Here is a 26,160-nt window from a genome sequence, read left to right as displayed (position 1 = left end):
CTGCGCCCTCAGGTGTGCGGGATGTCGACATCGCACTCCCGCCAGTCCTGGTCGGTCGGGTGTGCCGCGAGCCGCAGGTTGTGCGCCGCCGCGGCGGTGTGCGGGTGATCGTGCCCCAGGAACTCCACGCAGTCGGTGTGCGTTTCCGAGATCAGTTCGGCGGCCCGGTCCGCGTCACCCGCCGCGGCGGCCACCCGCGCCTCGTCGACGGCCGCCGCCAGGGTCCACGGGTGCGTGTCGCCGAGCCGTGCGCGCAGGGTCCCGGTCGCCGCCGCGACGTGGTTCACCGCGCCGGTGAAGTCACCCGCGCCGCGCAGCGCCAGGCCGAGCCCGAGCTTGCACAGCGCGACGAACGGGTGGTCGTCGCGCAGGCCGACGTGCTGCTGGAACCCGGTCAACGCGATGCGCGCCAGCTCCACCGCCAGCTCCGGGTCGATGCCGATCCGGCGGTGGTCGGAGGCGAAGCTCAGCGCGCACCCCAGCGTGTACGGGTGGTGCGGACCGAGGAGTTCGCGGTAGTCGCGCAACGCCTTGCCGGTGCGCTCCTTGGCCGCCTTGGGCCTGCCCGCCAGCCGCAACGCGATCGCGTAGTTCCAGTGCACGCCGACCTGGGTCTGGTTCAGCTCCGGCCGCAGCGCCTGCAACTGCTGCGACGCGGTCATCAGCGATTCCAGGGCGTCCGGGTAGCGGCCCAGCTCGCGCTGGTACAGCCCGAGCTGGGCCAGCGTCGACCACGTGCGCACGTCGCCGGTGCCGAACAGGCGTCGGCGTCGGCGGAAGTTGTCCTCCTCCACGGCGAGCGCGCCCGCCGCGTCACCGGACAGGAACATCGACGCGGCCAGGTTGTTCGCGGCGCGGCGGGTGTCCGGGTGGTCGTCGCCGAGCACCGAGCGCAGGCCCTCCCAGGTCGCCTGGTCCTCGGCCAGCGCCTCCGCGAACAGGCCGAGCCCGCGCAGGTCGCCACCGCGACCGCGCGCGGTGATCAGCGGCCTCGGGTGGGTGAGGTCCAGGGCCCGCCGCTGCTGGGCCAGCGCCAGGTCGTCCAGCCTCAGCGCCTCCACCGGGTCACCCAGGATGCGGTGCACGTTGGCCAGTTCGGTGGCCAGCCGGTTGCGCAGCGGGTCGGCCGGGCCGAACCGCCGCGTCCACGCCTCCAGCAGCGCGCGACCCGGCCCCACCGCCGCCCGGCGCACACCCGCGCCGCCGTCCGTGAACAGGAACCGGACCTGGTTGACCAGCCAGCGCCGCACCTTCGGGTCGGCGCTGCCCATCGCACCGGACGGGATGACGTGCTTCTGCAGCTCGGCGAACCGGGCGCGCCTGGTCGGTGACTTGTCCTCCACCTCCGTCGGAGCCAGGGCGGCCAGCGCGCTCAGCACATCCGCCTGCCGCGCGTCCCGCTCCGCCAGGGTCATCCGGTCGCGCAGCGCCCGCTGCACGACGCGGTGCAGGCGCAGCGAGTACTGGTCGCCCCAGTCGACGCGGAACAGCCCGTACCGCGCGCCGTACCAGAGCACGCGGTCGATCTCGGCGGCGTCCAGCTCCAGCGGCACCGCGTCCACGCCGCCCGCGGTGATCACCCGGCCCAGGAACGCGGGCGAGCGCACCAGCCCCAGGTCCGCGCCCTCCGGCGACAGGAACGCGCACAGCTGCGCGACCAGCACGGCCAGCCGGCCGGTCGCGTTGGCCCGCAACGAGTCCACCGCGAGGTCGACGACCCGCGCCACACCGCCGGAGTCGGACCGGTCGAGGCGTTCGAACAGGGTGCGGGTGGCCCACGTCGCCGCGTCCGCGTTGCGCGACCCCGTGCCCACCTCGGCCCGTGCCGTCTCGTCCAGCCACGACGACGCCAGGTCCAGCGAGAGCGGCAGGTGGTCGACGGCGTCCGCGACCCGCCGCGCGTCGTCCGCGGTCAGCCCCGGCACGCGGTCGAGCAGCAGGCGCACGCTGTCGTCCGCGCGCAGCGGGACCAGCTCCACCGAACCGTCCACCGGGCCGGAGGTGATCAGCACGTGGCCGGTCCCGCCGGTCGGCAGCAGGTCCGCGATCAGGTCCGGGTCGTCGGCGTTGTCGTAGACGAGCAGGAACCGCGCGTACACCGGGTCGCTCGTCAGCCGTTCGAGCGCGGACAGCGTGCCGTAGTCGGTCGAGCCGGGGTGGCGCAGCCGGACGGCCAGGTCGGCGAGGCCGCTCAGCACCGACTGCCGGTCGTGCGCGGACAGCCACCACACCGCCGCGTAGTCCGACGAGAACCGGTAGGCGTACTCCAGCGCGAGTTCGCTCTTGCCGACGCCGGGCACGCCGTTGACCGTGATCACGGCCCGTTCGTCGCCGGCCTCGACGAACTGGTCGCGCAACGCCTCCAGGTCGTCGTCACGGCCCACGAACGCGGGGTGGCGCGGCGGTAGTTCGAACACCTGCGGGTGGCTGCCGGGCACCCGCATGCCGGGTTCGTGCACCGTGCCGGGCCGGTCGATCAGGCCGAAGTGGCCGACCAGCCGGGCGCTCAACGCCTCCGGGGTGTGCTCGTGCACGGACAGCGCGCCGTCCACCGGCTCGTCGTCGGACAAGGCGAGCCGGAGGATCGTCAGCGGGCGGTCGGGCAGCTCCACCGGGCCGAGGTGCGGCGACGACAGCACCACCACGCCCGGCGGCACGTCGGCCTCGAACCACTCCGCCGCACCGGCCGACCCGCGGACCTGCGCTCCCGCGCGGGCCAACTGGCCGCGCACCCAGTCCGCCCAGGCCCGGTCACGCGGTGCGTGCACGACGACCACGCGATCCGGTTCGTCCGTCGACGTCAGCCCGAACACCCGCCGGTAGCGGGAGCGCAGCACCGGCGACACCGGCGCGGGCTCGGTCACCGCGCCGCCCGTCACCGCCGCCGCGAGCCTGCCGTACTGGGCTTCCAGCGCGCCGCCGCTGCCCGGTTCCTCGACCAGGATCGCGAGCAGCGGGTCGAACGCGTCGAACGGGCGGTACGGGATCTCGATCGAACCGCCGTCCGGCACCCGCTTCGCCTGCCCCGCGAGCAGTTCGGCGAACGCGGAGTGGATCGCGGACCGGATGCGCCGGGCGCGGGACTGCTCGTCGGCGTCGTCGAACAGGGTCGCCACCGGCACCACGTCGATCCGGATCGGCGCCTTCTTGCGCAGCCGCGCGGCCAGGTCCGCCGCGTCGGCGATGGCCCTGGGACGCGGTCGGAAGCACACGACGGCGAGGTCGCACAGCGTCGCGATCAGGGTCAGCGACTCGTCACCGGCCCCGGTCGGCGCGTCGATCAGCACCTGGTCGTAGTCGGACTCCGCGAGCCGCGCGCGCAGGTCGGCGATCACGCCCGCGTCACCGGTGTCCGGCCGGGTCGCCGCGACCGGTGACACCACGTCGATGTGGCCCGCCCCCGCCACGTCGCCGGCGGGCGGCGCGAACCGCTCGACCGCGGGCGCCGGTTCCTCGTCGCGCGTCGGGTCCGACCGGTACGCGGCGAGCAGGCCGCGGCCCACCCCCTCCGGCAGGGCGAGGCGGTCGACCAGGAACGGCTCCAGGTACTCGCGGACCCGCGGCACCTCGGAACCCCAGTCCACCACCAGGACCCGCTGCCCGGCCGCGGCCAGCGTCCACGCCAGGTTCGCCACCGCGCTGGTGCGGCCGGTGCCGCCGGTCGCGGACAGGAAGGCGGCGACCCCGGTGTGGGCCGGGGTGGTGCGCGGGGTGCTCATCTGCTTGCTCCAGAGCGGCCGGGGGACTTGGGAATACCGGGATCACGGGCCTTCGCGCCCGTGACTCAGCCGCGTTTCACCCGAATGGCCCCGCTCACAGCGAACTCTCGAACGCGGCGAACCGGTTGGGCAGTTCGGCGTTCTCCACCAGGATCCGGTGCAGCGCGGCGCGCAGCGCGGTCTCCGGCAAGTCGGCCAGTCGGGCCAGGTCCACCCCTGTGACGTCCAGGAGTTCCGACTCCAGAACGGGTTCCTCCACCATGTCCGGTGTACCCCCTCACCGCAATGCTGCGGGTTTGTCGTCGGTCGCCGCATTGCCGGCCCCGCCGACGCCGTACTTCCATCGTAGTGAACGACAACGGTCAGCGTCCGGAATCCACCGATTGGCGGAGGCAGCGGCGCGGCGGGCTGTGTTTGGTTGCTTGTGGGGGTTCTGGTTTTGATTGCTCGTGGGGTGGGGTGAAAGGAAAATGGCGCCGTTCCGCCAGTTCGTGGTGAAGGTGCACGGCCGGTGCAACCTGGCGTGCGACTACTGCTACGTCTACGAACTGGCCGACCAGCGGTGGCGGTCCCGGCCGCGGGCGATGTCGCCGCTGATCGTCGCGCACACCGCCGAACGGGTGGCGGAACACGTGCGCGGGCACGGGTTGTCCGACGTGGAAGTGGTGCTGCACGGCGGGGAACCGCTGCTGGCCGGTCCTGCGGCGCTCGGCGCGCTGGTGGCGCGGTTCCGTTCGGTGGTGCCCGTTCCGGTCCGGTTCACGGTGCAGACGAACGCCACATTGCTCGACCGCGAATTCCTGGAGCTGTTCTCGGCGCTCGGTGTGCGGGTCGGGGTGAGCGTGGACGGCACACCGGAAGCGCACGACCGGCACCGCGTGCGGCCGGACGGCACGGGGAGTTGGGCGGCGGTGCGGGCGGCGTTGGAGTCGCTGCGGTCGTTCCCGGGGGTGTACGGCGGGCTGTTGTGCGTGGTGGATGTGGGGAACGACCCGGTGCGCACCTACGAGTCGTTGCTGGAATTCTCGCCGCCGGTGGTGGATTTCCTGCTGCCGCACGGCAACTGGTCGTCACCGCCGCCCGGTCGGGTCGCCGGGTCGTCCGCCACGCCGTACGCGGAGTGGCTGATCGCTGTGTTCGACGCGTGGTACCCGAGGCCGGTCACGCGGGTGCGGGTGTTCGAGGAGTTGTTGGCGGTGTTGCTGGGCGGTGATTCGGGGGTGGAGGGGATCGGCTTGAGCCCGTCCGGTCAGGTGGTGGTGGAGACCGACGGTTCGATCGAGGCGTCGGACATCCTGGCGTCCTCCTCCCCCGCGGCTTCCGCGACCGGGCTGCACGTGACGCGTGATCCGTTCGACGCGGCGCTGGACCTGCCCTCGGTGCTGGCCGCGCGTTCCGGGGCGGCGGGCTTGTCCGCGGAGTGCCGTCGGTGTCCGGTGGTGCGGGCCTGCGGCGGTGGGCTGCGGGCGCACCGGTTCCGGGAGGGTGCGGGGTTCGACCGGCCTTCGGTGTACTGCCCGGACCTGCTGCGGCTGATCGCGCACGTGCGGTCGCGCGTGGCGGCGGACCTGGCGGCGTTGGCGTGACCGTTGCGCCGTTCCGGGTTTCGGCAGCGGACTTCACGGCTCTCGCGCGGGGCGGGGGCGGGGTGTCGGCCGTGCGGACGCTGAGGTTGGCGCGGCGGAGCCGGACGTTGCTGATGATCCGGTCGATCGCCGCGGACCCGGCGGCGCGGCCCGCGTTCTCGCTGCTGTGCGAGGTGGCCCGGGTGGCGCCGGAGGCGGTGGACCGGGTGCTGGACCACCCGTCGGTCGGTGCTTGGGCCACCCGGACGGCGTTGGCGGTGCGGCGGGGTGCGGCTGCGCGGCCGGCCGAGTTGGCGTTCACCGCGGCTGCGGCGGCGGTGCGGGCGGGGATGGCGGTGGACCTGGAGTTCCCGCCGGTGTCGGTGTTCTCGTTGCCGTCGTTGGGTGTGGTGGTCGGGCCGGGGTTGGCCTACGAGCCGTTGCCGGAGATCGACCTCGGCGGGTTCGCGGTGCAGCTGGACCTGTGGGCGGGTGGCGGGGTGCCGCCCGAGCTCCCGGTCGCCCGTTCCGTCGACCCCGGGTGGTGGCGTGACGCCGTCCAGGCGGCTTGGGCCCTGCTGACCCGTGACCACCCGGCGTCGGCCCTGGAGTTCGCGGAGGTCGTCTCGGTCCTGACGCCGATGCCGTCGTCGCCCGCCGGAACGAGCAGCGCGACGTTGGCCGACGCGTTCGGCTGCGTGTTCCTGTCACCCATGCCGGACCCGGAGACCCTGGCCGTGACGCTCGTGCACGAGGCGCAGCACAGCAAGCTGGTGGCGTTGACGGACCTGTTCGCGCTGGTCGAACCGACGCCCGACGCCGTGTTCTACGCGCCTTGGCGTGAGGACCCACGTCCGGCGGCGGGCCTCCTGCACGGCACGTACGCGCACCTGGGCGTGGCGGGTTTCTGGCGTTCGCGCACCGGCCCGGCCGCGCAAGCCGAGTACGCGCGGTGGCGTTCAGCCGCCCTGGCCACCGCCGACACCCTCCTGACCAGCGGCGCCCTGACCCCGACCGGCACCCGCTTCGTCACCGAGATGGCCACCGTCCTCCGCGCGTGGTGCGCCGAACCCCTGCCCGCGCCCGTCCTCGCCGCAGCCGCCGCCGAATCCGCCGCCCACCACTCCCGCTGGCGAGCCACCCACCACCGGACCCGGAACTCGCGGGGCCGGGCGAGGTAGTCGGGCGACTCGCCGGGGGTGGTCCGCGTGGTTGGCGGGTCGGGCCGCGATACTGCCCGCCATGCTCACCGCCGACGGCCATCTGGTGCACTCCCCGGCGGACCTGGTCGACCTGCTGGAGTGCGAGCACCGCAGCAGGCTCGCGCTGGCCCTGGCCGTGGGGCTGCCCGGCGCGCCCACACCGGACGACCGGACGAACCACATGGCCACCCGGCACGGGATGGCGCACGAGCAGGCGGTCCTGGCCCGGTTCCGCGCCGAGCACGACGTGGTCGAGATCCCGCAGCCCGCGCCGACGCACGAAGCCCTCACCGCCGCCGCCGAGCAGACCGCGCACGCCATCGCCGCCGGGGCGCCGGTGATCTACCAGGCCGTCTTCTACGCCGACGGCTTCCAGGGCCGCGCCGACTTCCTGGTCGCCACCGACCGGGGCTACGAGCCGCACGACGCCAAGCTCGCCCGGCACGCCACCCCCGCCGCCGTCGTCCAGCTCACCGCCTACGCCAACGCGCTCGGGCGCCACGCCGGCCCCGCCATGCACCTCCTGCTCGGCGACGGCACCACCAAGACGTTCCAGGTCGCCGACTTCCTCCCGCTGGTCCGCGACCTCCAGACCCGCGTCAAAGTTCGCCTCGCCGCACCCGCCTCCCTCCCCGATCGGCTCTGGGACGACGAACGCCCCGCCTGCGCGACCTGCCGCTTCGGCCGCCACTGCGCCACCGGCCGGGAACAGGACCGCGACCTCTCCCTGGTCGCGGGCATCCGCACCGACCAGCGGCGCAAGCTCGCCGCCGCCGGCCTCGGCACGATCGACGCCCTGGCCAACGCCACCCGCGCCGACCGTCCCGCGACGATGTCCGCCACCACGTTCACCGGCCTGCGCGCCCAGGCCGCGCTCCAGGTCATCCAGGACGACTCGCGCACCGAGGACGACCCGATCGGCAAGGTCGCTTACGAGGTGGTCGGGCCGGAAGCGCTGGCCACGCTGCCGGTGCCCAGCACCGGTGACCTGTTCTTCGACATGGAGGGCGACCCGTTCGCCCTCAACGGCGAGGGCCTGGAGTACCTGTTCGGCGTGGTCGACGGCGACGAGCGGTTCACGCCGTTCTGGGCGCACACCCGTCCCCAGGAGAAGGCCGCGTTCGAGCGGTTCGTCGACTTCGCCACGCAGAACCTGGACGCCCACCCGGAAGCGCACATCTACCACTACGCGCCGTACGAGGTGAACGCGCTCAAGAAGCTGGCCGCGCTGCACGGCACCCGCGAGGACGCCGTCGACCACCTGCTGCGCTCGAACGCGCTGGTGGACCTCTACGCCGTGGTGCGCAAGGCGTTGCGGGTGTCCCAGCGGTCGTACTCGATCAAGTACCTGGAACCGCTCTACATGCCCGACGCCCGCGCGGGCGAGGTGACCAACGCCGTCTCCAGCATCGAGGCCTACGAGCAGTTCCTGGCCCTGCGCGACGTCGACCCGGCCCGCGCCGAGGACGTGCTGACCGGCATCGCCGACTACAACACCTACGACTGCGTCTCCACGCTGCGGCTGTACCGGTTCCTGCTGGAAGTGCGGGAGGAGGCGGGCATCGAGCCGCACGTGGCCGAGCCGTCGTTCACCGAGGAGATCGAGGACGAGATCGCCGCCCAGCGCCGCGCCGAACGGGCCGAACGCCTGGCCGCCGTGGTCGACCCGCTGCTCGAAGGTCTGCCGGACAACCCGGCCGAGGCGACCGACGACGAACGGGCGCGGGCGTTGCTGGCCGCCGCCGTCGGCTACCACCGGCGGGAGACGAACCCCGCGTGGTGGGACTTCTTCCGGCAGGTGGCGGCGCCGTTGTCGGAGTTGGAGTCGGACAGCGCGTGCGCGGTGCCGGTGTCCGTGCGGGCCGAGGACTGGGCGATGCCGTCCGGGCGGGTCCGCAAGGCGAAGCGGGAGGTGCGGGTGTGGTGCGACCCGGACCGGCCGCACCCGTTCGCCGCCAACGACCAGGTGCGGCTGCTCTACCCCGGCACGCCGAACGTCACCCGCGACGCGGTGGTGCTCGCCGAGTCGGCCGAGGACATGGTGGTGCTGGAGAGCGTCGCGCCGGACGACGTCCACCGCGAGCAGCCGATCGCCGTGCTGCCCGGCAGCCCGGTCCGGCCGACGCCGAAGGACGAGGCGGTCTACGACCTGGCCCGGTCCGTCGTGGACGAGCTGCCGTCGCTGCCCCCGCATCCCGGCATCGACCTGATCCGGCGCACGCCGCCGCGGCTGAAGACCGGTGCGCTGCCGCGCGGTGCGGACCTGATCTCGGACGTGATCGCGGCGGTGGACGCGCTGGACGGCTCCGCGCTGGCCGTGCAGGGCCCGCCGGGCGCGGGCAAGACGTACCTGGCGGGACGGCTGATCGCGCACCTGATCCGGGGCGGGCGGAGCGTCGGCGTGACGTCCAACAGCCACAAGGCGGTGGAGAACGTGCTCAGCGCGGCGTTGGCGGCCGGGCGCGAGCTGGGCGTGCCGATCCCGACGGCGAAGCGCGCGAAGGGCGCGCCCGCGAAGGACTGCCGGTGGGAGCAGCCGCGGGACAACCCGGCGTTGGTGCGGTGGCGCAACGACCAGGGCGGCGGGCACCTGGTGGGCGGCACGGCGTGGACGTTCGCCAACACGGCGCTGCGCGAGCAGCCGTTCGACGTGCTGATCGTGGACGAGGCCGGGCAGTTCGCGCTGGCCGACGCGCTGGCCGTGTCGACGTGCGCGCGGAACCTGGTGCTGCTGGGCGACCCGCAGCAGTTGCCGCAGGTCGTGCAGGGCACGCACCCGGCCGGTGCCGAGGCGTCGGCGTTGGGGCACCTGATCGGCGACGCCGACGTGATCCCGCCCGAGCTCGGCTACTTCCTCGACCAGACGCGGCGGCTGCACCCGGCGGTGTGCACGCCGGTGTCGAACCTGTCGTACGCGGGATTGCTGCACGCGCACCCCAGTGCCGCCGCACGCGGGATCGCCGGGGTCCCGTCGGGGCTGTACGTCCACTCGGTGTCCCATTCGCACAACACCACGTCGTCGGTCGAGGAGGCCGCGGCGGTGGTGGACGTGGTGCGGTCGCTGATGGGTCGCATGTGGACGGACGGGCCGGACGCGCGGGCGTTGGACGACTCGGACGTCCTGGTGGTGGCGCCGTACAACCTCCAGGTGCGGTTGGTGCGACGTGAGCTGGAGAAGCACGGTTACGAGCACGTGCGGGTGGGCACCGTGGACCGGTTCCAGGGCCAGGAAGCGCCCGTGGTGATCACCACCATGACGTCGTCGGCGGCCGTCGACCTGCCCCGTGGGCTCGACTTCCTGTTGTCCCGCAACAGGTTGAACGTGGCGTTGTCCCGCGCCCAGGCCGTGGCGGTCGTGGTGTGCTCGCCGAGGCTGGTCGAGGCCGACATCCGTGACGTGGACCAGTTGCGGCTGGTCTCGGGCATGATCGGTCTGATGGCCGAGGCCGGGCGGTGGGACTCCGCGAACGGCTGACCCCGGTGGTCAGGGGTCGAAGCGGCGCGGCAGGTCGCCGTCGAGGAAGCGCGTGACGGCCCCGATGCGGTCGTCGGCGAGGGTGAGCACGACCAGCTCCACCGGGCGGTCGGTCGGCTCACCCGGTTCGGCCAGGTAGGACGCGAACGCGGGCTGGGTGTTGGCCCTGGTGGCGACCAGCCGGAACCGGCGTGGACGGCTCCAGCCGAAACTGGCGCGGAAGAACGCGGCGACAGCGGCGGTGCCGTGGTACTCGTGCGGCGCGGGCGGCATGGCCAGCCACGCGTCGTCGGTGAGCAGCGCGACCACGCCGTCCACGTCGCCCGAGGTGAACGCGTCGGCGAAGCGCCTGCTCAGCTCCTGCTCCTCCGGTGAGCCGGGCGCGGGGGCGCGGCGGCTGCCACGGTGCCGTTCGATCGCGGCACGGGCGCGCTGGAGGGCGCCCTTGATCGCGACCTCGGTCGTGCCGAGCATGGCCGCGACCTCCGCGGCCGGGTAGCCGAGCACGTCGCGCAGCACGAGGGTCGCGGCCTGCCGCGGCGGCATCAGCTGCAACCCCGTGATGAACGCCAGCTCCACCGCCTCCCTGGTGCGGTAGCGGGCTTCCGGTCCCGGCGCGTCGTCCGCGACCTGCTCCAGCAGCGCGTCCGGGTACGGCTGCAACCACGTGGCCTCGGCGCGGCGGGTGGGCTCCGGCGGGGTGAACGGCGGCACCGGCTCGGGCGGGCGGCGTCGCCCGGCGTCGCGCAGCGCGTTCAGGCAGCGGTTGGTGGCGATGCGGTACAGCCACGTCCGCACCGACGACCGGCCCTCGAAGCGGTCCAGCCCGCGCCAGGCGGCGATCAGGGTCTCCTGCACCACGTCCTCGGCGTCGACCAGCGAGCCGAGGATGCGGTAGCAGTGCAGCCGCAACTCGCCCCGGTACCGCTCGGCGAGGTCGCGGAACGCCTGCTCCTGCCCGTGGTCGGGTCCGGTCCGGCTCACGAACCGCATCCTCGCACGGCGGCACGACAGCCACGATCGGTCGGATCCGGCCCGGACCGTTCCGTTCGACGCGCCGGCGGTGTCCAACCAACGAACCGTCACGAGAGGAACCACCATGACCGGCACCGCCCTCGACACCGCGCTCGCCTACCACCGCGCGTGGACCGGCCACGACTTCGACCGCGCCATGACCTACGTCGCCGAGGACGTCGTGTGCGACGCGCCGGCCGGGCGCATCGAGGGCGCCGCCGCCTTCCGGGACTTCATGGGCCCGTTCACCCGGATCGTCGTCGGCACGACCCTCATCGCCGCGTTCGGCGACGACGAGACCGCGCTGTTGATGTACGACACCCGGACCGCGCCGGTGGCCAGTGCCCCCGGCGCCGAGCACCTGACCGTCCGGGACGGACGGATCACCCGCGTCCGGATCGTCTTCGACCGGTTGCCGTTCGACGCGGCGCGCAAGGCGTCCGGGGTGGACCCAGCAGTGAAGATCAACGGAAAGTAATCACGCAACCCCGGATCGGGTTGTTATCTGTCCACCGATAGTGTGGCGCAGTTCTCCTCAGCCCTTCCCTCAGGAGCCCTTCCCATGCAGATCGCCAGAGTCGGCGCCTTCCTCGGCGCCCTCACCGCTGCCATCGCCGCGTCCGTGTTCGCCGCCGCGCCCGCGCAAGCGCACACCCCGGTCTTCACGCCGGGTTGCGAGGGCGAGAAGAGCACGCTGACCGTCAGCTTGAAGGCCTACCAGGTCAACGGCGACAAGACGAACACGGTCAAGGTGACCGTGGACGGCGAGGAGGTCGAGAACAGGACCTTCGGCCACGAGTTCGAGGCCGTCTACACCCGACCCGGCGACGTCGCCCACAAGTTCACCGTCGAGGTCAAGGCGTGGGACGACCCGAACGGCGACCGCGGCTGGACGAAGAAGTTCACGCCCGAGGTCCCGGCGTGCGTGAAGGTCGTCCCGCCGACCACCACCACGACGACCACCACGACCACCACTGAGGTCACGACCACCGCGCCGACCACCACCACGGTCGAGACGACGGTGGAGACCACGCCGGAGTCCACGACGCCGGTCACCACGACCACGACCGCAGAGGTCGTGCCGGTCGCCGACACGGGTGACGACCTCGCCGACACGGGCGCGAGCATCGCGATCCCGCTGGTGATCGGCCTCGTCCTGCTCGGCGGTGGCGCGGCCCTGCTGATCGTGCTGCGCCGGCGCGCGGCGAACAGCTAGCACCGACGCGAATCGGCCCCGGTCACGTGCGCGTGACCGGGGCCGAGTGCTGTGCGAGCCCGGCTACGGCAGCACCTGGATCTTGCGCCCCTGACCCGCCTGGAACCGCGACAGCGCCGAGCCGTAGTCCGCCAGCGGCAACCGGTCGCTGATGAACACCTCCGGGTCGAGCACACCGGTGGCGAACAGGTCGGCCGCGCGTTCGAACGAGTGCAGCACGGCCATCGACCCGGTGATGGTGATCTCCTGGTTGTAGATGCGGTACGGGTCGATGGTCACCCGCGCCGCGTAGTCGGAGACGCCGAACTGGAGGAACGTGCCGCCCTTCGCGACCCGCCCCAGCCCGTCCTGGATGGCCTTCTCGTTGCCGGTCGCGTCGATGACGACATCCCACCCCTGCGGCCGGTCCAGCTCGTCGGCGGAGGTCGCGGTGGCGCTGACGCCCAGCATTTCGGCCGTGGCCAGCCGGTCCGGGTTGAGGTCGACCACCTCGATGGACGACGCGCCGGTGAGCTTGCCGAGCTGGAGCATCATCAGGCCCATCGTGCCGGAGCCGTAGATCAGCACCCGCTCGGCCAACCGCGAGCGCAGCACGTCGTAACCGCGCACCGCGCACGACAGCGGCTCGATCAGCGCGGCGTCCTCGGTGCGGACGTGGTCGGGCAGCTTCACGCAGTTCGCCACCGGCGCGAGCGCGTACTCGGCCGCGCCGCCACCGGTCGTGACGCCGATCGCGGCCCACCGCTCGCACAGGTTGTTGCGCCCCGACCGGCACATCCGGCACTCGTGGCAGTACAGCGAGGGGTCCACCGCGACCCGGTCGCCCACCACCAGCTCGGTGACGTCCGACCCGATCTCGGCGACCACGCCCGCGAACTCGTGCCCCGGCACGACCGGCAGCGTCGGCGCGAACTCCCCCTGCAGGATGTGCAGGTCGGTGCCGCACAGCCCGCACGCCGCGACGTCGACGACGACCTGGCGCGGGCCGGGCGCCGGGTCCGGCACCTCGGCGACCTCCACCGCGCCGACCCCGGTGATGACGGCTGCTCTCACTTCACGGCTCCCAGCGACAGGCCCTGGACCAGCTTGTCCTGGGCGGCGAACCCGGCGACGAGCACCGGCAGCGACACCACCACGGCGGCGGCGCACACCTTGGCCAGGAACAAGCCCTGGCTGGTGACGAACCCGGTGAGGTAGACCGGCGCGGTGCCCGCGACCACGCCGGTCAGCACGCGGGCGAACAGCAACTCGTTCCAGCTGAAGATGAAGCAGATCAACGAGGTCGCGGCGATGCCGGGCATGGCGACCGGCGCGACGACCCGGCGCAGCGTGGTGACCAGGCCCGCGCCGTCGAGCGCGGCGGCCTCCAGGATCTCGCCGGGCACCTCGGCCAGGAACGACCGCATCAGCCACACCGCGATCGGCAGGTTCATCGACGTGTAGAGCACGACCAGGAACGAGATGTTGTCCAGCATCCCGGTGTACTGCGCGACCAGGTAGATCGGCAGCAGACCGGCGACGACGGGCAGCATCTTGGTGGACAGGAAGAAGAACAGCACGTCCGACCACTTCTCGACCTTCTTGATCGAGAGCGCGTACGCCGCCGGGATCGCCAGCAGCAGCACCAGCACCGTCGAGCCGATGGACGCGCTCAACGAGTTGATCAGCGGCGGCCACGGTTCGGAGTCGAAGAACGCGGCGTAGCTGTCGAACGTGATGGGCGCGGCCAGGGACGGCGGGTTCGTCGCCGCGTCCGGCTCGCTGTGCAGGGACGTGAGCACCATCCACGCGACCGGCGCGAAGAACAGCAGTCCGGCGAACCAGGCGAAGACGCCCCAGATCCGGTTCATCCCCGCACCTCCTCACGGAGCAGCGACGACACCACGCGCAGCGCGAAGGTGGCGATGACGATCGACCCGACGACCACGACCACGCCCGCCGCGGACGCCTGGCCGTAGTCGTGCGCCTGGTAGAACGTCTGGTAGATCGTGTACGGCAGGTTCGCCGTGCCCAGACCGCCGGACGTGATGGTGAAGACGGCGTCGAAGTTCTGCACGACGTAGATCGACCCGAGCAGCGCGCCCAGCTCCAGGTACTGGCGCAGGTGCGGCAGCGTCAGGTAGCGGAACACCTGCCAGGCCGTGGCGCCGTCGATGCGCGCGGCCTCCACCGCGTCCTGCGGGCGGCTTTGCAGGCCCGCCAGCAGGATCAGCATCATGAACGGCGTCCACTGCCACACCAGCGACGCCTCGACGGCGATCAGCGGCATGCCGCTGATCCACTCCGGCTGCGCGGCGTCCGCGCCGAACAGCCACGTCAGCACGCCGTTGAACAGGCCGTACTCCGGGTTGTACAGCGCGTGCTTCCACAGCAGCGCGGCGGCGACCGGCACCACCAGGAACGGCGCGATGAGCATCGTCCGCACCAGTCCGCGGCCGGCGAACTTCCGGTCCAGCAGCAGGGCCAGCCCGAGCCCGAGGACGAGGCTGACCAGCACCACGGTCGCGGTCAGCACGACCGTGGTGCCGATGGCCGAGCGCAGGTCGGGGTCGGTGAACACGGCGGTGTAGTTGTCGACGCCCGCGAACCCGCGGTTGGCCGGGTCGAGCGAGTTCCACCGCATCAGCGAGATGATCAGCGTGGCCACGAACGGGAGCTGCGTGACCACGATCGTGAAGATCAGGGCGGGGAGGAGCGGGGCGCGCCGAGCCCAGCGCGCCGCCGCCGTCAACTGCCTGGTCCGCGCCGGGGGCGTCGGCTTGGCCGTCGCCCCCACCTCCCGCACGGCGGTCACCGGGGCCTCCCGATGGGGGTCGGGTTGCCCATCAGTTGCCCCGGTACTTCTTGGCGACGACCTCGGCCAGCGCCTGGCTCTCCGCCAACGCGGCGTCCACCGTGGACGACCCGGCGATGGCGGCGCTGATCTTCTGCGACACCTGCGTGCCGAGGTCGGTGAACTCGGGGATGCCGACGAACTGGATGCCGCTCGCGGGCCGTTCCTGCACGCCGGGGTCGGTCGGCTTGGCGCCCGCGATGGCCGCCTCCGCCTGCTTGGCGAACGACCCGCCCGCGGCGAGGTACTCGGGCCGCTGGTAGGTCGACGAGCGCTTGCCGTCCGGCAGCTTCGACCAGCCCAGCGTCTTGCCGACCAGCTCCTCGTACCCCTTGCCGGACGCCCAGGACACGAACTTCCACGCGTTGTCGGTCTTCTTGCTGGCCTTCTGGATGCCGAACGCCCACGTGTACAGCCACGCCGAGCTCTCCGTCTTCACGACCGGCGCCTGGGCGAAGCCGAGCTTGCCCTTGACCGGCGAGTCCTCGGCCTCCAGCAGACCGGCGGCGACCGTGGCGTCGTACCACATCGCGACCTTGCCCTGGGTCATGTTGTTCAGGCACTCGGCGAACCCGGCCTGCGGCGCGCCGGCCTCGCCGTGCGCGCGGACCAGGTCCACGTAGAACTTGGTGGCCTCCTTGAACTCCGGCGCGTCGAGCCGCGCCTGCCAGTCCTTGGTGAACCACGTGCCACCGAACGTGTTGACGACGGTCGTCAGCGGCGCCATCAGCTGGCCCCAGCCGGGCTGGCCGCGCAGGCAGATGCCCTTCATGCCGGGCTGCGCGCCGTCGACCTGGGCCGCGATGTCGGCGACCTGCTGCCACGTCGGCTTCTCGGGCATGGTGAGGCCCTTGGCGTCCAGCACGTCCTTGCGGTACATGAGGAACGACGACTCGCCGTAGAACGGCTGGGCGTACACCTTGCCGTCGGCGGCGGTCAGCGACTGGCGGATCGGTTCGAGGATGTCGTCCTGGTCGAAGCCCGTGTCCTTGGCGACGTGGTCGTCCAGCGGGGTGAGCCAGCCGTTCTTGGCGTAGATCGGCGTCTCGTAGTTGCTGATCGTGGCGACGTCGTACTGGCCGGCCTGGCTGGAGAAGTCCTGGCTGATCTTGTCGCGGACGTCGTTCTCGGGCAGCACGGTGAAGTTGACCGTGATGCCGGTGTCCTTGGTGAAGTTGTCCGCGGTGAGCTTCTGCAGGTCCTGCATCTGCGGGTTGTTCACCATGAGGACGTTGATCGAGTTGTCGGCGCCGCCCCCGCCGCCCGCTCCGGCGCACGCGGTCGTGGCCAGGAGCACCGCGGCCAACAGGCCGCCATACCGCAATGACTTCATCGTCTTGCCTTCCTTGGGCGAGCGGGAAGCAGACCCCTGGTACTCCGGGGCCTCTGCGTTGGTTGGATCAGGCCCGGACGACCTTCGGTCCGAGCAGGGCGTAGCGGTGCGCTTCGCCCGCGGGCAGCACGGAATCCGTGACGACCGCCTCCAGGTCGGAGACGCCACCGAACCGGTGGAAGCTCGCGACGCCGAACTTCGTGTGCACGCCGACGAAGATCCGCCTGCGGGACGACGTCATGGCCTGGGCCTTCACCGCGCCCACCGCCGGGTCCGGTGTGGTGAGGCCGTGCTCGCGGGAGATGCCGTTCGCCCCGATGTAGGCGAGGTCGATCACCATCTCCGACAGCATGCGGGTGGCCCAGTGGTCCACGGTCGCCAGCGTGTGACCGCGCACCCGTCCGCCGAGCAGCAGCACCGCCGTGGACGGGACCTCGGACAGCACGGCGGCGGTCGGCAGCGACGCGGTGATCACGGTCAGCGGCCGGCCGGTGGGCAGGGACTCCGCGACGAGCTGCGGCGTGTAGCCCTCGTCGATGAACACCGTCTCCGCGTCACCGAGCCGGTCGGCGGCGGCCCGGGCGATCCGCCGCTTCTCCGGCACCATCGACGCGGACCGGAACTTGAGGCCCGTTTCGTAGCCGGCGCTCTCCACCGGGAACGCGCCGCCGTGCGTGCGGCGGATCAGGCCGTGGTCGTCCAGCAGTCGCAGGTCGCGCCGCACGGTCTCCTGCGCGACCTCCAGTTCGGCCGCGATCTCGGCCACGTCGACCCGGCCGTCCGCCCGAGCCCGGGCGAGGATGCGGCGCTTGCGCTCGTCCGCTCGCACGTCGTCTCCCTGCCCACTCGGACCTTCACTGCCCGTTCGGGCCGCGCATAAGGTTTAACACCGCAGAAATAGTGTGGCCAGCGCCACAACAGGGTGAACGATGCCCGAGTTGCGCCCGTTTCGCCTGACCGAACACACACAATCGGGTGATTTTGTGCCCGAATCTGCCCGAATCCGTGCCCGTTCCCACCCCAACGCAACGCAAGCAGGCCCCCGGGTCCACGAACCCGGGGGCCTGCACACACACCCCGCGTGAGTCCTACGTTCGGAACACGCGTGTCCTACGTTCGGAACACCTGAGTTCAACGCTCAGGTCAGGTCAGGTCAGGTGACGTCACGCGAGGGCGGGGTAGTCGGTGTAGCCCTTCTCGGTGCCGCCGAAGAAGCTGGTCTGGTCCAGCTCGTTGAACGGGCCGCCCTTGGCCAGGCGGGCGGGCAGGTCCGGGTTGGCCAGGAACAGCACGCCGAAGGCGAGGGCGTCGGCGATGCCGTCGTCCAGCAGGCTCAGCTCTCCCGGGCCGGTGACGCCCTCGGGCGTGTACGGGTTGAGGATCAGGGTGCCGGAGAACCGCTTGCGCAGCTCCACCGTCAACGCGCGCTCGTCCTGCTCGGCGATGTGCAGGTAGGCGAGGCCGATCGGGTCGATGGCGTCGACCAGGGCCGGGTACAGCTCGCGGTGGGTCACCTCGGCGATGTCGTTGTACGGGTTCCCGGGCGAGATCCGGAGGCCGACGCGGCTCGCGCCGATCGCCTCGGCCACCGCGCGGACCACCTCGACCACGAACCGGATGCGGTTCTCGATCGAGCCGCCCCACTCGTCGTCACGCAGGTTCGTGTTGTCCGCGAGGAACTGGTGCAGCAGGTAGCCGTTGGCGCCGTGCAGCTCGACGCCGTCGAACCCGGCCTCGATCGCGTTGCGGGCGGCCGTGGCGAAGTCCGCGATGGTCGCCTCGATGTCCGCCGGGGACAGCTCCACCGGCGGCAGGTAGTCGAGCATCTCGGTGCCCGTGAACAGCTGTCCGTCCGCGCGCACCGTGGACGGGCTCACCGGGTGCAGGCCGTCGGGCAGCAGGCTCGGGTGGCCGATCCGGCCGGCGTGCATGATCTGCGCGAAGATCCGCCCGCCCGCCGCGTGCACCGCGTCCGTGACGCCGCGCCAGCCCTCGATCTGCTCCGCGCTGTGCAGCCCCGGCGTGTGCGTGTACCCCTGGCCGACGACGGACGGCTGGATGCCCTCGGTGATGATCAGCCCGGCGGTGGCGCGCTGGGCGTAGTACTCGGCCATGACGGGCGTCGGCACCGTGTCGTACGCACGGCTGCGGGTCATCGGCGCCATCACGATCCGGTTGGCCAACTTGGTGCCGGCCAGGTCGAACGGCTCGAACGCGGTGCTCACGGCTTCCTCCAGGGTGCTGTTTACCTGTCCGAACAGCGATCAACCCGAAATCCATTCCGACCAGCTCTGTGACGACGCTCACCATTGCGGACGGCTAGACTCGTGCCATGGCACCGAACGGACAAAACCCCACGTCAGAAGCCGCTCCTCAGGGCGCGGAGGACAGTCCGATCAGCCATGTCATCGTCCGCATCGCCCGTCTGCACCGCCTGCTCGCCGCTCAGCTGCTCAGGCAGGCAGGGCTGCACCCGGGCCAGGAACTCGTGATGATGCAGCTCTGGGAGAGCGGCCCGCGGCGGCAGTCCGACCTCTGCGGCGCGCTCGGCGCGGACTCCCCCACCATGACCCGCACGGTGCAGCGCCTGGAACGCGCGGGGTTCGTGCGCCGCACGCCCGACCCGACGGACGGGCGTGCCGCGCTCATCGAGCCGACCGCCGCCAGCCAGGCCCTGCGCCACCAGGTCGAACGCATGTGGCGCGAGCTGGAGGAGGCCACGGTCGGCGACCTGGACGACGACCAGCAGGCCGAGACCCTGAGGGTGCTCGGCCTGCTGGAGTCGAACCTGGCGAGCCGGGCGCACCGGGCGTGCCCGGACGGCCCTAGAGCCTGATCCAGGCGGCGGTGTCGGTCGGCACGGCCCCGTCCACGAGCGGGCCGCTGGTCAGCAGCACTTCGTCGTGCGCGGGCAGCGCGACGGGCGAGTCGGACAGGTTCAGCACGCACGCGAAGTCCGCGCCGCGGGTGAACGCGACCACGCCCGGCCCGAGGTCCAGCCACTCCATCGGCCCGTCACCCAGCGCCGCCTCAGAACGCCGGTGCGCGAGCACGGTCCGGTAGTGCGCCAGCATCGAGCCCGGGTCGCCGGTCTGCGCGGCCACCGACAGGGACTCCCAGTGCTCGGGCTGCGGCAGCCACGACGGCCCGCCCTCACCCCACGGGATCGGCACCCGGCACCCGTCACGCCCCCGGTCGGTGTGCCCGGACCGCACCCACACCGGGTCCTCCCGCAGCTCGTCGGGCAGGTCGTCCACCTCCTCCAGCCCCAGCTCCTCGCCCTGATAGACGTAGACGCAGCCGGGCAGCGCGGTGGTCAGCATGATCGCGGCACGCGCGCGTTTCGCGCCCAGCTCCAGGTCCGTCGGCGTCAGGTGCTGCCGCCGGCCGAAGTCGAACGACGTGTCCGCACGCCCCATCCGCGACACGTGCCGCGTCACGTCGTGGTTGGACAGCACCCACGTGGGCGGCGCGCCGACCGGCGCGTGCGCGGCCAACGTGCCGTCGATGACCCGCCGCAGCTCACCGGATTCCCAAGGGCAGCAGAGGAAGTCGAAGTTGAACGCCGAGTGCAGCTCGTCCGCGCGCAGGTAGCGGGCGAACCGCTCCGGGTCCGGCAGCCACATCTCGCCGACGAACACCCGCTCGTCCGCGTACTCGTCCAGCACCTCCCGCCACGACCGGTAGATGTCGTGCACGCCGTCCTGGTCGGAGTACGGCAGGTCGGCGTCCGGTTTGGTGAAGTCCTTGACCAGCCCGTCGGCCACGTCGATGCGGAACCCGTCCACGCCCCGGTCCAGCCAGAAGCGCAGGATCGACTCGAACTCGGCCCGCACCTCCGGGTTGGTCCAGTTCAGGTCGGGCTGCTCCGGGCTGTAGAGGTGCAGGTACCACGAGCCGTCCGGGGCCTGGCTCCACGCCGGGCCGCCGAACCGCGACTGCCAGTCGTTCGGCGGCGAGTCGCCCTCGTGGAACCAGAACCGGTCACGGCCCTCGCCCCGCAACGCCGCCTGGAACCACGGGTGCTGGTCCGAGCAGTGGTTGGGCACGATGTCGATGATCACCCGCAGGCCGACCGCGTGCGCCTCGCCGATCAGCTTCTCCGCCTCCACGAGCGTGCCGAACACCGGCTCGATGTCGCGGTAGTCGGCGACGTCGTAGCCGCCGTCCGCCAACGGCGACGGGTACCAGGGGCTGAGCCAGATCGCGTCCACACCCAACTCGGCGAGGTAGGGCAGCCTCCGCCGCAGTCCCGCCAGGTCACCGACACCGTCTCCGTTGCCGTCGGCGAAACTGCGCGGGTACACCTGGTAGATGGCCGCACCGCGCCACCAGTTCATGTGGAATCCTCCCTCGGTGAGGTGTTCAGCCCTTCACGCTGCCGGCGGTGAGACCCGCCAGCACGTGCCGCTGGAACACCAGGAACAGGCCGATCATGGGCACGCTGGACAGCACGAGGCCGGCCAGCAGCAGGTTGACCGGTGTGTCGGGGGCGAAGCGCTGCAACGCCACGCTGAGCGTCTGCCGCGCCGGGTCGGAGAACACGAGCAGCGGCCAGATGAAGTCCTTCCACGCGGCCACCACCGCGAAGATGGACACGACCGCCAGGATCGGTCTGGACAGCGGCAGCACGATCCGCCACAGCATGGTGAGCTGACCGGCGCCGTCGATCCGGGCCGCCTCCAGCACCTCCACCGGCAGCTGGTCGAAGAACCGCTTCAGCAGGAACACCGTGAACGCGTTCGCCGCGCCCAGCAGCCACAGCGCCACCGGGTTGTTGAGCAGCCCGAGGTCCGCGATGGTCAGGTAGGTGGGCACGAGCAGCACCGCGGCGGGCATCATCAGGGTCAGCAGCATCATGCCGAGGATCCCCTTGCCCAGCACGGGTTTGAGGCGCGACAGGGCGTACGCGGCGGGCACGTCCACGGCGAGCTGCACCGCCCACACGCCCACCGCGACGACGATCGTGTTGACGAAGTACCGGCCGAGGTCCATCAGGTCCCACGCCTCGGCGTACGTGCCCGGCGTCCACGTCTCCGGCACGATCGTCGGCGGCACGCGGGCCAGCTCCACGGCCGTCTTCATCGCCGAGACCACCACCCAGAGCAGCGGCACCACGAAGACCGCGGTGAGCACGATCGTGGTGACGACCAGGGTGGCGGTGTACCCGGCACGTCGACGCCCGGGTGCGATCAGCGTCCTCACGCGTCCGCCTTCCGCGTCACCCGCAGGTACAGCGCGGTGAACGCGCCGAGCACCAGCAGCAGCAACAGGCTCAGGGCACTGGCCGTGCCGAAGTCGTTGTAGTAGAAGGCGTACCGGTACAGCAGCAGGAGGACGGTGACGGTGGAGTCCTCCGGCCCGCCGCCTGTCATCACGTACGGCTCGGTGAACACCTGCATCGTGGCCACGATCTGCAACAGCAGCAGGACGAGCAGCACGAACCGGGTCTGCGGCACGGTGACGTGCCACAGCCGGCGCAGCACGCCCGCGCCGTCCAGCTCGGCCGCTTCGTACAGGTCACCGGGGATGCCCTGCAACGCGGCCAGGTAGATCAGCGTGGCCGTGCCGAGGTTCGCCCAGGTCGCCACGATCACCAGCGACAGCATCGACGTGTCGGCGCTGTCCAGCCACGCCGCCCCGTCCAGCCCGAGCCCGCGCAACGCGGAGTTGAGCAGGCCCGGACCGGGGTCGTACATCCACTTCCAGATCAGCGCGGCCACGACCGGCGGCAGCATCACCGGCAGGTACACGACCAGCCGGAAGTACGCCTTGAAGTGCTTGAGCTCGTTCAGCACGACCGCGAGCAGGAACGGCACCACGAAGCCGAAGACCAGCGCCAACGCGGTGAACAGGAGGGTGTTGCGCCACGCCGTGGCGAACAGGGGGTCGGCGAAGAGGCGTTCGAAGTTCTCCCAGCCGACCCACGCGGGGTCGGAGACGAAGTCGACCTGCTGGAACCCCAGCACGGCCCCGCGCGCGATGGGGTACCAGGAGAACACCGCGAAGCAGATCAGCGCGGCGGACAGGAACCCGTACGCGGCCAGGTTCTCCGCGACGCGGCGGCGCATCACTTGACCTGTGCCAGGACGGGGTTCACCTTGGCTTCGGCGTCCGCCAGCAGCTTGGCCACGTCGGCGTCGCGGTCGGTGAGCACGGCCTGCATGACGTTGTCCAGGATCGCGTACACCTGCTGGGCGTTCGGCGGCTCGATCCGGCCCTTCGGCGTGGCGTCCACGTAGGACTTGAAGTTCGCCACCGGCACGGTCGCCAGCTTCTCCTTCAGCTCCGCCTGCCTGGCCGCGATGTCACCGGTCCAGATGTCGGCGACCGGCGGCACCGGCAGGCCGATCGGCTGGCCCTCGTCCTTGTACCGCTGGAGGTTCTTCTCGAACCGGTCCGGGTTGAGGTACTTCCACTGGATCCACTTCAGCCCGGCCTTGATCTTCTCCGGCGTGGCCTTCGGGTTGAGCATGTAGCCCTCGCCGCCGATGAGCGTGCCCTCGCCGTCCGGGATGCCGGTCAGGCCGTAGTTCGCGTAGTCGCCCTTGAACTGGTTGACCAGGGTCGGCACGTTGTCCGGCGCGGCGAGGTACATGCCGAGCTGGCCCGCGCCCATCATCTGCTGGACGTCCTCGATGACGAGCAGCTGCTTCTCGCCCATCGTGTTGTCGGTCCAGCGCATGTCCTTGAGGTGCTGGAGGGCTGCACGGCCCTTGTCGTCGTTGAAGTCCGCGACCCACTTGTCGCCGTCCTGGCGGGCGATCTGCCCGCCGACGGAGTACATCCACGCGGTGAAGTGCCAGCCGCCCTGGTTGTTCTTGCTGTACTCGGCGAAGCCGACCTTGTTGCCGCCCAGCGCGGTGATCTTCTTGGCGGCCTCGCGGACCTCGTCCCACGTCTTCGGCGGCTGGTCGGGGTCCAGGCCCGCCTGGGTGAACAGCGCGCGGTTGTAGAGCAGGCCCATCGAGTAGTTGGCGGTGGGGACGCCGTAGACCTTGCCGTCCTTGCTGAAGACGTCGCGCAGCTCGGGCCGGATGGCGTCGTAGTGCGGCATGTCCTTGACGTGCTCGGTGATGTCGGCGGCCTGCTTGCGGGCGATGAGGTTCGCCGGGTCGGTGAAGTACGCGTAGAACACGTCTTCCAGCTGACCGCCGGCGAGCTTCGCCGAGAACGTCTTGGGGTCCATGAACCCCTCGTGCGGCTCGATGTCGATGTCCGGGTTCGCGGCCTCGAACTCCGCCACGTCCTGGTCGAACACCTTGCGGTCGAACGCCTGGGTCTGCGGCGGCTGGCCGTTGACGGAGATCGTGACCTTGCCGCCGGCGGCGCCGGTGTCGGCGGCTTGCGAACACGCGACGGCGGTCAGGCTCAGGCTGCCTACCAGCAGCAACCCCGCCGCTCTGCGGAGGCTGGATGCGTTCATGGGGGCGGACCCTCCTCGGGTGTGGTGTGGCGCACACGGTAAGTCGACCTAACACCGATCCGCAAGATGTGGACGGAATCTCGCAACTTATCTACATCAAGCCGTAAGCTGACCCGGCACGCCGCGTCCGAAAGTGCGCACGCAGAAGCTGCCGCCCACCCGGAGGGATGGACGGCAGCGGAGGGGGAAGGGCTAGCGCGGAGCGGGGGCGGTGGAGGACCGGACCACGAGTTCGGGTTCGAACAGCAGTTCCTCGTCGGGCACCGGGGTGCCCGCTATCTGGTTCGCGAGGAGTTCCACGGCGGCCCGGCCCATCGCCTCGATCGGCTGGCGGACCGTGGTCAGCGGCGGCTCGGTGCACGTCATGAGAGGCGAGTCGTCGTAGCCGACCACGGAGACGTCGTGCGGCACCTTGAGGCCGTGCCGGCGCACGGCGCGCACGGCGCCCAACGCCAACGGGTCGGAGGCGCAGACGATCGCGGTGACACCCCGGTGCAGCAGGCGGGTGGTGGCCGCCTGGCCGCCTTCCAGGGAGAACATCGCGTGCTCCTCGAACAGCTCGACGCCCGCCGCGGACGCGCACGAGGTCAGCGCGGTCAGCTTGCGCCGGGACGGCATGTGGTCGGACGGCCCCAGCACCGCGCCGATCCGCACGTGCCCCAGCGCCACGAGGTGCCCGAACGCCTGCTCGACCGCCACCGCGTCGTCGCACGACACCCGGGGGAACCCGAGGTCGTCGATGGCGGCGTTCACCAGCACCGCGGGCAGCTTGCGCCGCGTCATCTGCCGGTAGTGCTCGTGCGACGCGTCCGCCTGCGCGTACTGGCCGCCCGCGAACACGACGCCGGACACGTGCTGCTCGAACAGCAGCTCGAGGTAGTCCGCCTCGGTCACGCCGCCCGCCGTGCGGGTGCACAGCACCGGCGTGAAACCGCGCTGCGCGAGGGCGTTGCCGACCACGTCGGCGAACGCCGGGAAGATCGGGTTTTGCAACTCCGGCAGCACCAGCCCGACCAGGCGGGCGCGTTCGCCGCGCAGCTGGGTCGGCCGTTCGTACCCGAGCACGTCCAGGGCGGTGAGCACGGCCGACCGCGTCGCGTCGGACACCCCCGGCTTGCCGTTCAGCACCCGGCTGACCGTCGCCTCGCTCACGCCGACCTTCGCGGCCACTTCGGCCAACCGCCGTTGCGTCATGGAGAAACTATACGGCACGATTTACGCGCCGCTTGCGCGGACTTGCACTCGTTTGCGAGTTCGACCGCGGTGCCCAGCACCGCTCCCGGCGGCACGACCCGGTCCACCAGCCCCGTGCGCAACGCCTCGGCGGCCGTCACCCGGCGTGCCACCAGCACCCGGTCGCCGGTCATCCGGCCGAGACCGCCGTCCGACGCCAGCACCCGCAGGTCGCACGCCATCGCCAGCTCCGCCGCCTCACCGGACGCGCTGCCGCCGATCGCCGCGACCACCGGCACCGGCAGGTTCGCCACCTCGTCCCGCACACCGCGCAACGCCGCCGACACCACCTCGCGCTGCGCCGCCGAACTCCGGACCAGCCGTTTGATGTCGTCCCCGCACGCGCCGCCCTCCAGGACGAGCACGAGCGCGCGGGCGTGCACCGCCGCGGGCAGGAGCGCGCGCACGTCCGGCAGGAGGGAGTCCGACGACTCGTCGATCCGGATGACCGCGATCCCGCGCAGGAGTTCCAGTGAGACGGCCATGGGACGACCATCGTGGCGGATGGTTCCCCCGGTTGTCATGTTCCACCCGCCTGCCGGGTGACGGGCGGGTACAAATCCCCCTGTGAAGCGGTGGATGGTTGCGGCGGTGGCGTTGGCGGGGCTGACGGGGTGCGCGACGCCGGTCGCGGGCACGCCGACACCGGGGCCGACGTCGTCGGTGGCGGTGGCGAAGCCCGAGGTCGTGCGCTGGATGGACAACTTCTGCGGCGTGGCGCAGTACATGATCGCTTCGGGTGGGGTGCAGTTCGACCCGAACGAGCACGCCGACCCTGCGGCGCTGCGGAAGTCCCTCAGCGATTCGCTCGGCCGGGTGATCGACGTGCTCGACGTCGTCCTGCACGACCTCGACGAGCTGACGCCCGCGCCGACGCCCGCCGCGGACACCGCGGTCGAGGTCATCAACGAGCCGCTGACCAGGGCGCGGGACAAGTTCGTCTCGGCCAAGTCGAGCGTCGACGCCGCGCCGGAGATGACCACCGACGTGTTCGCCGCGGTCATCCAGGACATGACCGAGGCCGTCACGGTGATGAACGAGGCGGTCGAGAAGATCGACGTCGTCTCGCTGCCCGACGAGTACAAGGACGCCGCCGGCCAAGCCGAGAACTGCGGTTGATCACCGCACATGTGCGGTTCCCGGG

General features: G+C 71.6%; 22 protein-coding genes. 7 read left to right on the top strand and 15 right to left on the bottom strand.

Annotated elements, in window-relative coordinates:
• Window positions 1–8: 8 nt before the first annotated feature.
• Together fxsT and fxsA are read right to left on the bottom strand one after the other, a co-directional pair.
• Entirely contained in the window at window positions 9–3,719 is a 3,711-nt protein-coding gene (gene fxsT, locus OQ02_RS28715; RefSeq protein WP_051772906.1) for an FxSxx-COOH system tetratricopeptide repeat protein, read from the bottom strand.
• A 94-nt stretch (window positions 3,720–3,813) separates the two neighbouring features.
• Window positions 3,814–3,978 (bottom strand): FxSxx-COOH cyclophane-containing RiPP peptide, encoded by a 165-nt coding sequence (fxsA, locus tag OQ02_RS41985; protein ID WP_197043532.1) that lies wholly within the window; start codon window positions 3,976–3,978, stop codon window positions 3,814–3,816.
• Window positions 3,979–4,189: 211 nt separating this feature from the next.
• Here fxsA and OQ02_RS28710 point away from each other — a divergent pair, with 211 nt between their 5' ends.
• The 3 genes from OQ02_RS28710 (at window position 4,190) to OQ02_RS28700 (ending at window position 9,961) form a co-directional block, all read left to right on the top strand.
• Window positions 4,190–5,305 carry an FxsB family cyclophane-forming radical SAM/SPASM peptide maturase gene (locus OQ02_RS28710; protein ID WP_033441740.1) on the top strand — a complete coding sequence of 372 codons (1,116 nt, stop codon included), beginning with the start codon at window positions 4,190–4,192 and terminating at the stop codon, window positions 5,303–5,305.
• Between the two features lie 71 nt (window positions 5,306–5,376).
• Window positions 5,377–6,465, top strand: coding sequence for an aKG-HExxH-type peptide beta-hydroxylase (locus tag OQ02_RS28705; RefSeq protein WP_197043531.1), 1,089 nt, complete (start codon window positions 5,377–5,379; stop codon window positions 6,463–6,465).
• An 85-nt stretch (window positions 6,466–6,550) separates the two neighbouring features.
• On the top strand, window positions 6,551–9,961 hold the full coding sequence (locus OQ02_RS28700) for a TM0106 family RecB-like putative nuclease (protein ID WP_033441789.1): 3,411 nt from the start codon (window positions 6,551–6,553) through the stop codon (window positions 9,959–9,961).
• A gap of 9 nt (window positions 9,962–9,970) precedes the next feature.
• Here OQ02_RS28700 and OQ02_RS28695 read toward each other — a convergent pair whose 3' ends face one another.
• Window positions 9,971–10,945 (bottom strand): RNA polymerase subunit sigma-70, encoded by a 975-nt coding sequence (locus OQ02_RS28695; protein WP_033441788.1) that lies wholly within the window; start codon window positions 10,943–10,945, stop codon window positions 9,971–9,973.
• Between the two features lie 115 nt (window positions 10,946–11,060).
• On the opposite strand from OQ02_RS28695, the gene OQ02_RS28690 reads away from it, so the two are divergent.
• Window positions 11,061–11,453, top strand: a complete 393-nt coding sequence (locus OQ02_RS28690) for a nuclear transport factor 2 family protein (protein WP_033441739.1) — start codon at window positions 11,061–11,063, stop codon at window positions 11,451–11,453.
• A gap of 84 nt (window positions 11,454–11,537) precedes the next feature.
• On the top strand, window positions 11,538–12,191 hold the full coding sequence (locus OQ02_RS28685) for an LPXTG cell wall anchor domain-containing protein (protein WP_033441738.1): 654 nt from the start codon (window positions 11,538–11,540) through the stop codon (window positions 12,189–12,191).
• A 63-nt stretch (window positions 12,192–12,254) separates the two neighbouring features.
• On the opposite strand, the gene OQ02_RS28680 is transcribed toward OQ02_RS28685, so the two are convergent.
• From OQ02_RS28680 to OQ02_RS28655, 6 genes are all read right to left on the bottom strand, one after another.
• Complete coding sequence (locus OQ02_RS28680) at window positions 12,255–13,244, bottom strand: zinc-dependent alcohol dehydrogenase family protein (RefSeq protein ID WP_033441737.1); 990 nt, start codon at window positions 13,242–13,244, stop codon at window positions 12,255–12,257.
• On the bottom strand, window positions 13,241–14,041 hold the full coding sequence (locus OQ02_RS28675) for a carbohydrate ABC transporter permease (RefSeq protein ID WP_033441736.1): 801 nt from the start codon (window positions 14,039–14,041) through the stop codon (window positions 13,241–13,243). The genes OQ02_RS28680 and OQ02_RS28675 overlap by 4 nt, the downstream gene beginning before the upstream one ends.
• On the bottom strand, window positions 14,038–14,976 hold the full coding sequence (locus tag OQ02_RS28670; RefSeq protein ID WP_442973686.1) for a carbohydrate ABC transporter permease: 939 nt from the start codon (window positions 14,974–14,976) through the stop codon (window positions 14,038–14,040). Before OQ02_RS28670 ends, OQ02_RS28675 begins: the two co-directional genes overlap by 4 nt.
• A gap of 40 nt (window positions 14,977–15,016) precedes the next feature.
• Window positions 15,017–16,357 (bottom strand): ABC transporter substrate-binding protein, encoded by a 1,341-nt coding sequence (locus tag OQ02_RS28665; protein WP_033441734.1) that lies wholly within the window; start codon window positions 16,355–16,357, stop codon window positions 15,017–15,019.
• Between the two features lie 67 nt (window positions 16,358–16,424).
• Window positions 16,425–17,186 (bottom strand): DeoR/GlpR family DNA-binding transcription regulator, encoded by a 762-nt coding sequence (locus OQ02_RS28660; protein ID WP_033441733.1) that lies wholly within the window; start codon window positions 17,184–17,186, stop codon window positions 16,425–16,427.
• Between the two features lie 334 nt (window positions 17,187–17,520).
• Window positions 17,521–18,582 (bottom strand): alkene reductase, encoded by a 1,062-nt coding sequence (locus OQ02_RS28655; RefSeq protein WP_033441732.1) that lies wholly within the window; start codon window positions 18,580–18,582, stop codon window positions 17,521–17,523.
• A 107-nt stretch (window positions 18,583–18,689) separates the two neighbouring features.
• On the opposite strand from OQ02_RS28655, the gene OQ02_RS28650 reads away from it, so the two are divergent.
• On the top strand, window positions 18,690–19,193 hold the full coding sequence (locus OQ02_RS28650; RefSeq protein ID WP_051772904.1) for a MarR family winged helix-turn-helix transcriptional regulator: 504 nt from the start codon (window positions 18,690–18,692) through the stop codon (window positions 19,191–19,193).
• Here OQ02_RS28650 and OQ02_RS28645 read toward each other — a convergent pair.
• The 6 genes from OQ02_RS28645 to OQ02_RS46785 all read right to left on the bottom strand — a co-directional run bounded on the left by OQ02_RS28645 (window position 19,183) and on the right by OQ02_RS46785 (window position 25,501).
• Window positions 19,183–20,697, bottom strand: coding sequence for a glycoside hydrolase family 13 protein (locus tag OQ02_RS28645; protein WP_033441731.1), 1,515 nt, complete (start codon window positions 20,695–20,697; stop codon window positions 19,183–19,185). The two genes, OQ02_RS28650 and OQ02_RS28645, sit on opposite strands and share 11 nt — an antisense overlap.
• Window positions 20,698–20,722: 25 nt before the next feature.
• The gene (locus tag OQ02_RS28640; protein ID WP_033441730.1) at window positions 20,723–21,562 is read right to left on the bottom strand and encodes a carbohydrate ABC transporter permease; all 840 of its coding nucleotides are present in this window, start codon (window positions 21,560–21,562) and stop codon (window positions 20,723–20,725) included.
• Window positions 21,559–22,428, bottom strand: a complete 870-nt coding sequence (locus OQ02_RS28635) for a carbohydrate ABC transporter permease (RefSeq protein ID WP_033441729.1) — start codon at window positions 22,426–22,428, stop codon at window positions 21,559–21,561. The genes OQ02_RS28640 and OQ02_RS28635 overlap by 4 nt, the downstream gene beginning before the upstream one ends.
• A complete protein-coding gene (locus OQ02_RS28630) occupies window positions 22,428–23,783 on the bottom strand; it encodes an ABC transporter substrate-binding protein (protein ID WP_033441728.1) in 1,356 nt (451 codons plus the stop codon). Before OQ02_RS28630 ends, OQ02_RS28635 begins: the two co-directional genes overlap by 1 nt.
• A gap of 192 nt (window positions 23,784–23,975) precedes the next feature.
• Window positions 23,976–24,977 carry a LacI family DNA-binding transcriptional regulator gene (locus OQ02_RS28625; protein WP_033441727.1) on the bottom strand — a complete coding sequence of 334 codons (1,002 nt, stop codon included), beginning with the start codon at window positions 24,975–24,977 and terminating at the stop codon, window positions 23,976–23,978.
• Complete coding sequence (locus tag OQ02_RS46785; protein ID WP_051772903.1) at window positions 24,974–25,501, bottom strand: enoyl-CoA hydratase/isomerase family protein; 528 nt, start codon at window positions 25,499–25,501, stop codon at window positions 24,974–24,976. The genes OQ02_RS28625 and OQ02_RS46785 overlap by 4 nt, the downstream gene beginning before the upstream one ends.
• An 82-nt stretch (window positions 25,502–25,583) precedes the next feature.
• Here OQ02_RS46785 and OQ02_RS41385 point away from each other — a divergent pair, with 82 nt between their 5' ends.
• Window positions 25,584–26,135: a hypothetical protein gene (locus tag OQ02_RS41385; protein ID WP_156077362.1), complete on the top strand. Its 552-nt coding sequence runs from the start codon at window positions 25,584–25,586 to the stop codon at window positions 26,133–26,135.
• Window positions 26,136–26,160: the final 25 nt, after the last annotated feature.

This window comes from Saccharothrix sp. NRRL B-16314, from assembly GCF_000716595.1.
In the GTDB taxonomy this organism is placed as follows: domain Bacteria; phylum Actinomycetota; class Actinomycetes; order Mycobacteriales; family Pseudonocardiaceae; genus Actinosynnema.
Note: the sequence above shows the minus strand (reverse complement) of the source record. Positions and strands in the feature narration are given on the sequence as shown.

Coding starts and splice junctions, on each gene's coding strand:
- fxsT (WP_051772906.1), bottom strand. CDS start 3,719: ATGAGCACCCCGCGCACCACCCCGGCCCACACCGGGGTCGCCGCCTTC.
- OQ02_RS28675 (WP_033441736.1), bottom strand. CDS start 14,041: ATGAACCGGATCTGGGGCGTCTTCGCCTGGTTCGCCGGACTGCTGTTC.
- OQ02_RS28690 (WP_033441739.1), top strand. CDS start 11,061: ATGACCGGCACCGCCCTCGACACCGCGCTCGCCTACCACCGCGCGTGG.
- OQ02_RS28635 (WP_033441729.1), bottom strand. CDS start 22,428: ATGCGCCGCCGCGTCGCGGAGAACCTGGCCGCGTACGGGTTCCTGTCC.
- OQ02_RS46785 (WP_051772903.1), bottom strand. CDS start 25,501: ATGGCCGTCTCACTGGAACTCCTGCGCGGGATCGCGGTCATCCGGATC.
- OQ02_RS28630 (WP_033441728.1), bottom strand. CDS start 23,783: ATGAACGCATCCAGCCTCCGCAGAGCGGCGGGGTTGCTGCTGGTAGGC.
- OQ02_RS28665 (WP_033441734.1), bottom strand. CDS start 16,357: ATGAAGTCATTGCGGTATGGCGGCCTGTTGGCCGCGGTGCTCCTGGCC.
- OQ02_RS28650 (WP_051772904.1), top strand. CDS start 18,690: ATGGCACCGAACGGACAAAACCCCACGTCAGAAGCCGCTCCTCAGGGC.
- OQ02_RS28645 (WP_033441731.1), bottom strand. CDS start 20,697: ATGAACTGGTGGCGCGGTGCGGCCATCTACCAGGTGTACCCGCGCAGT.
- OQ02_RS28625 (WP_033441727.1), bottom strand. CDS start 24,977: ATGACGCAACGGCGGTTGGCCGAAGTGGCCGCGAAGGTCGGCGTGAGC.
- OQ02_RS28710 (WP_033441740.1), top strand. CDS start 4,190: ATGGCGCCGTTCCGCCAGTTCGTGGTGAAGGTGCACGGCCGGTGCAAC.
- OQ02_RS28685 (WP_033441738.1), top strand. CDS start 11,538: ATGCAGATCGCCAGAGTCGGCGCCTTCCTCGGCGCCCTCACCGCTGCC.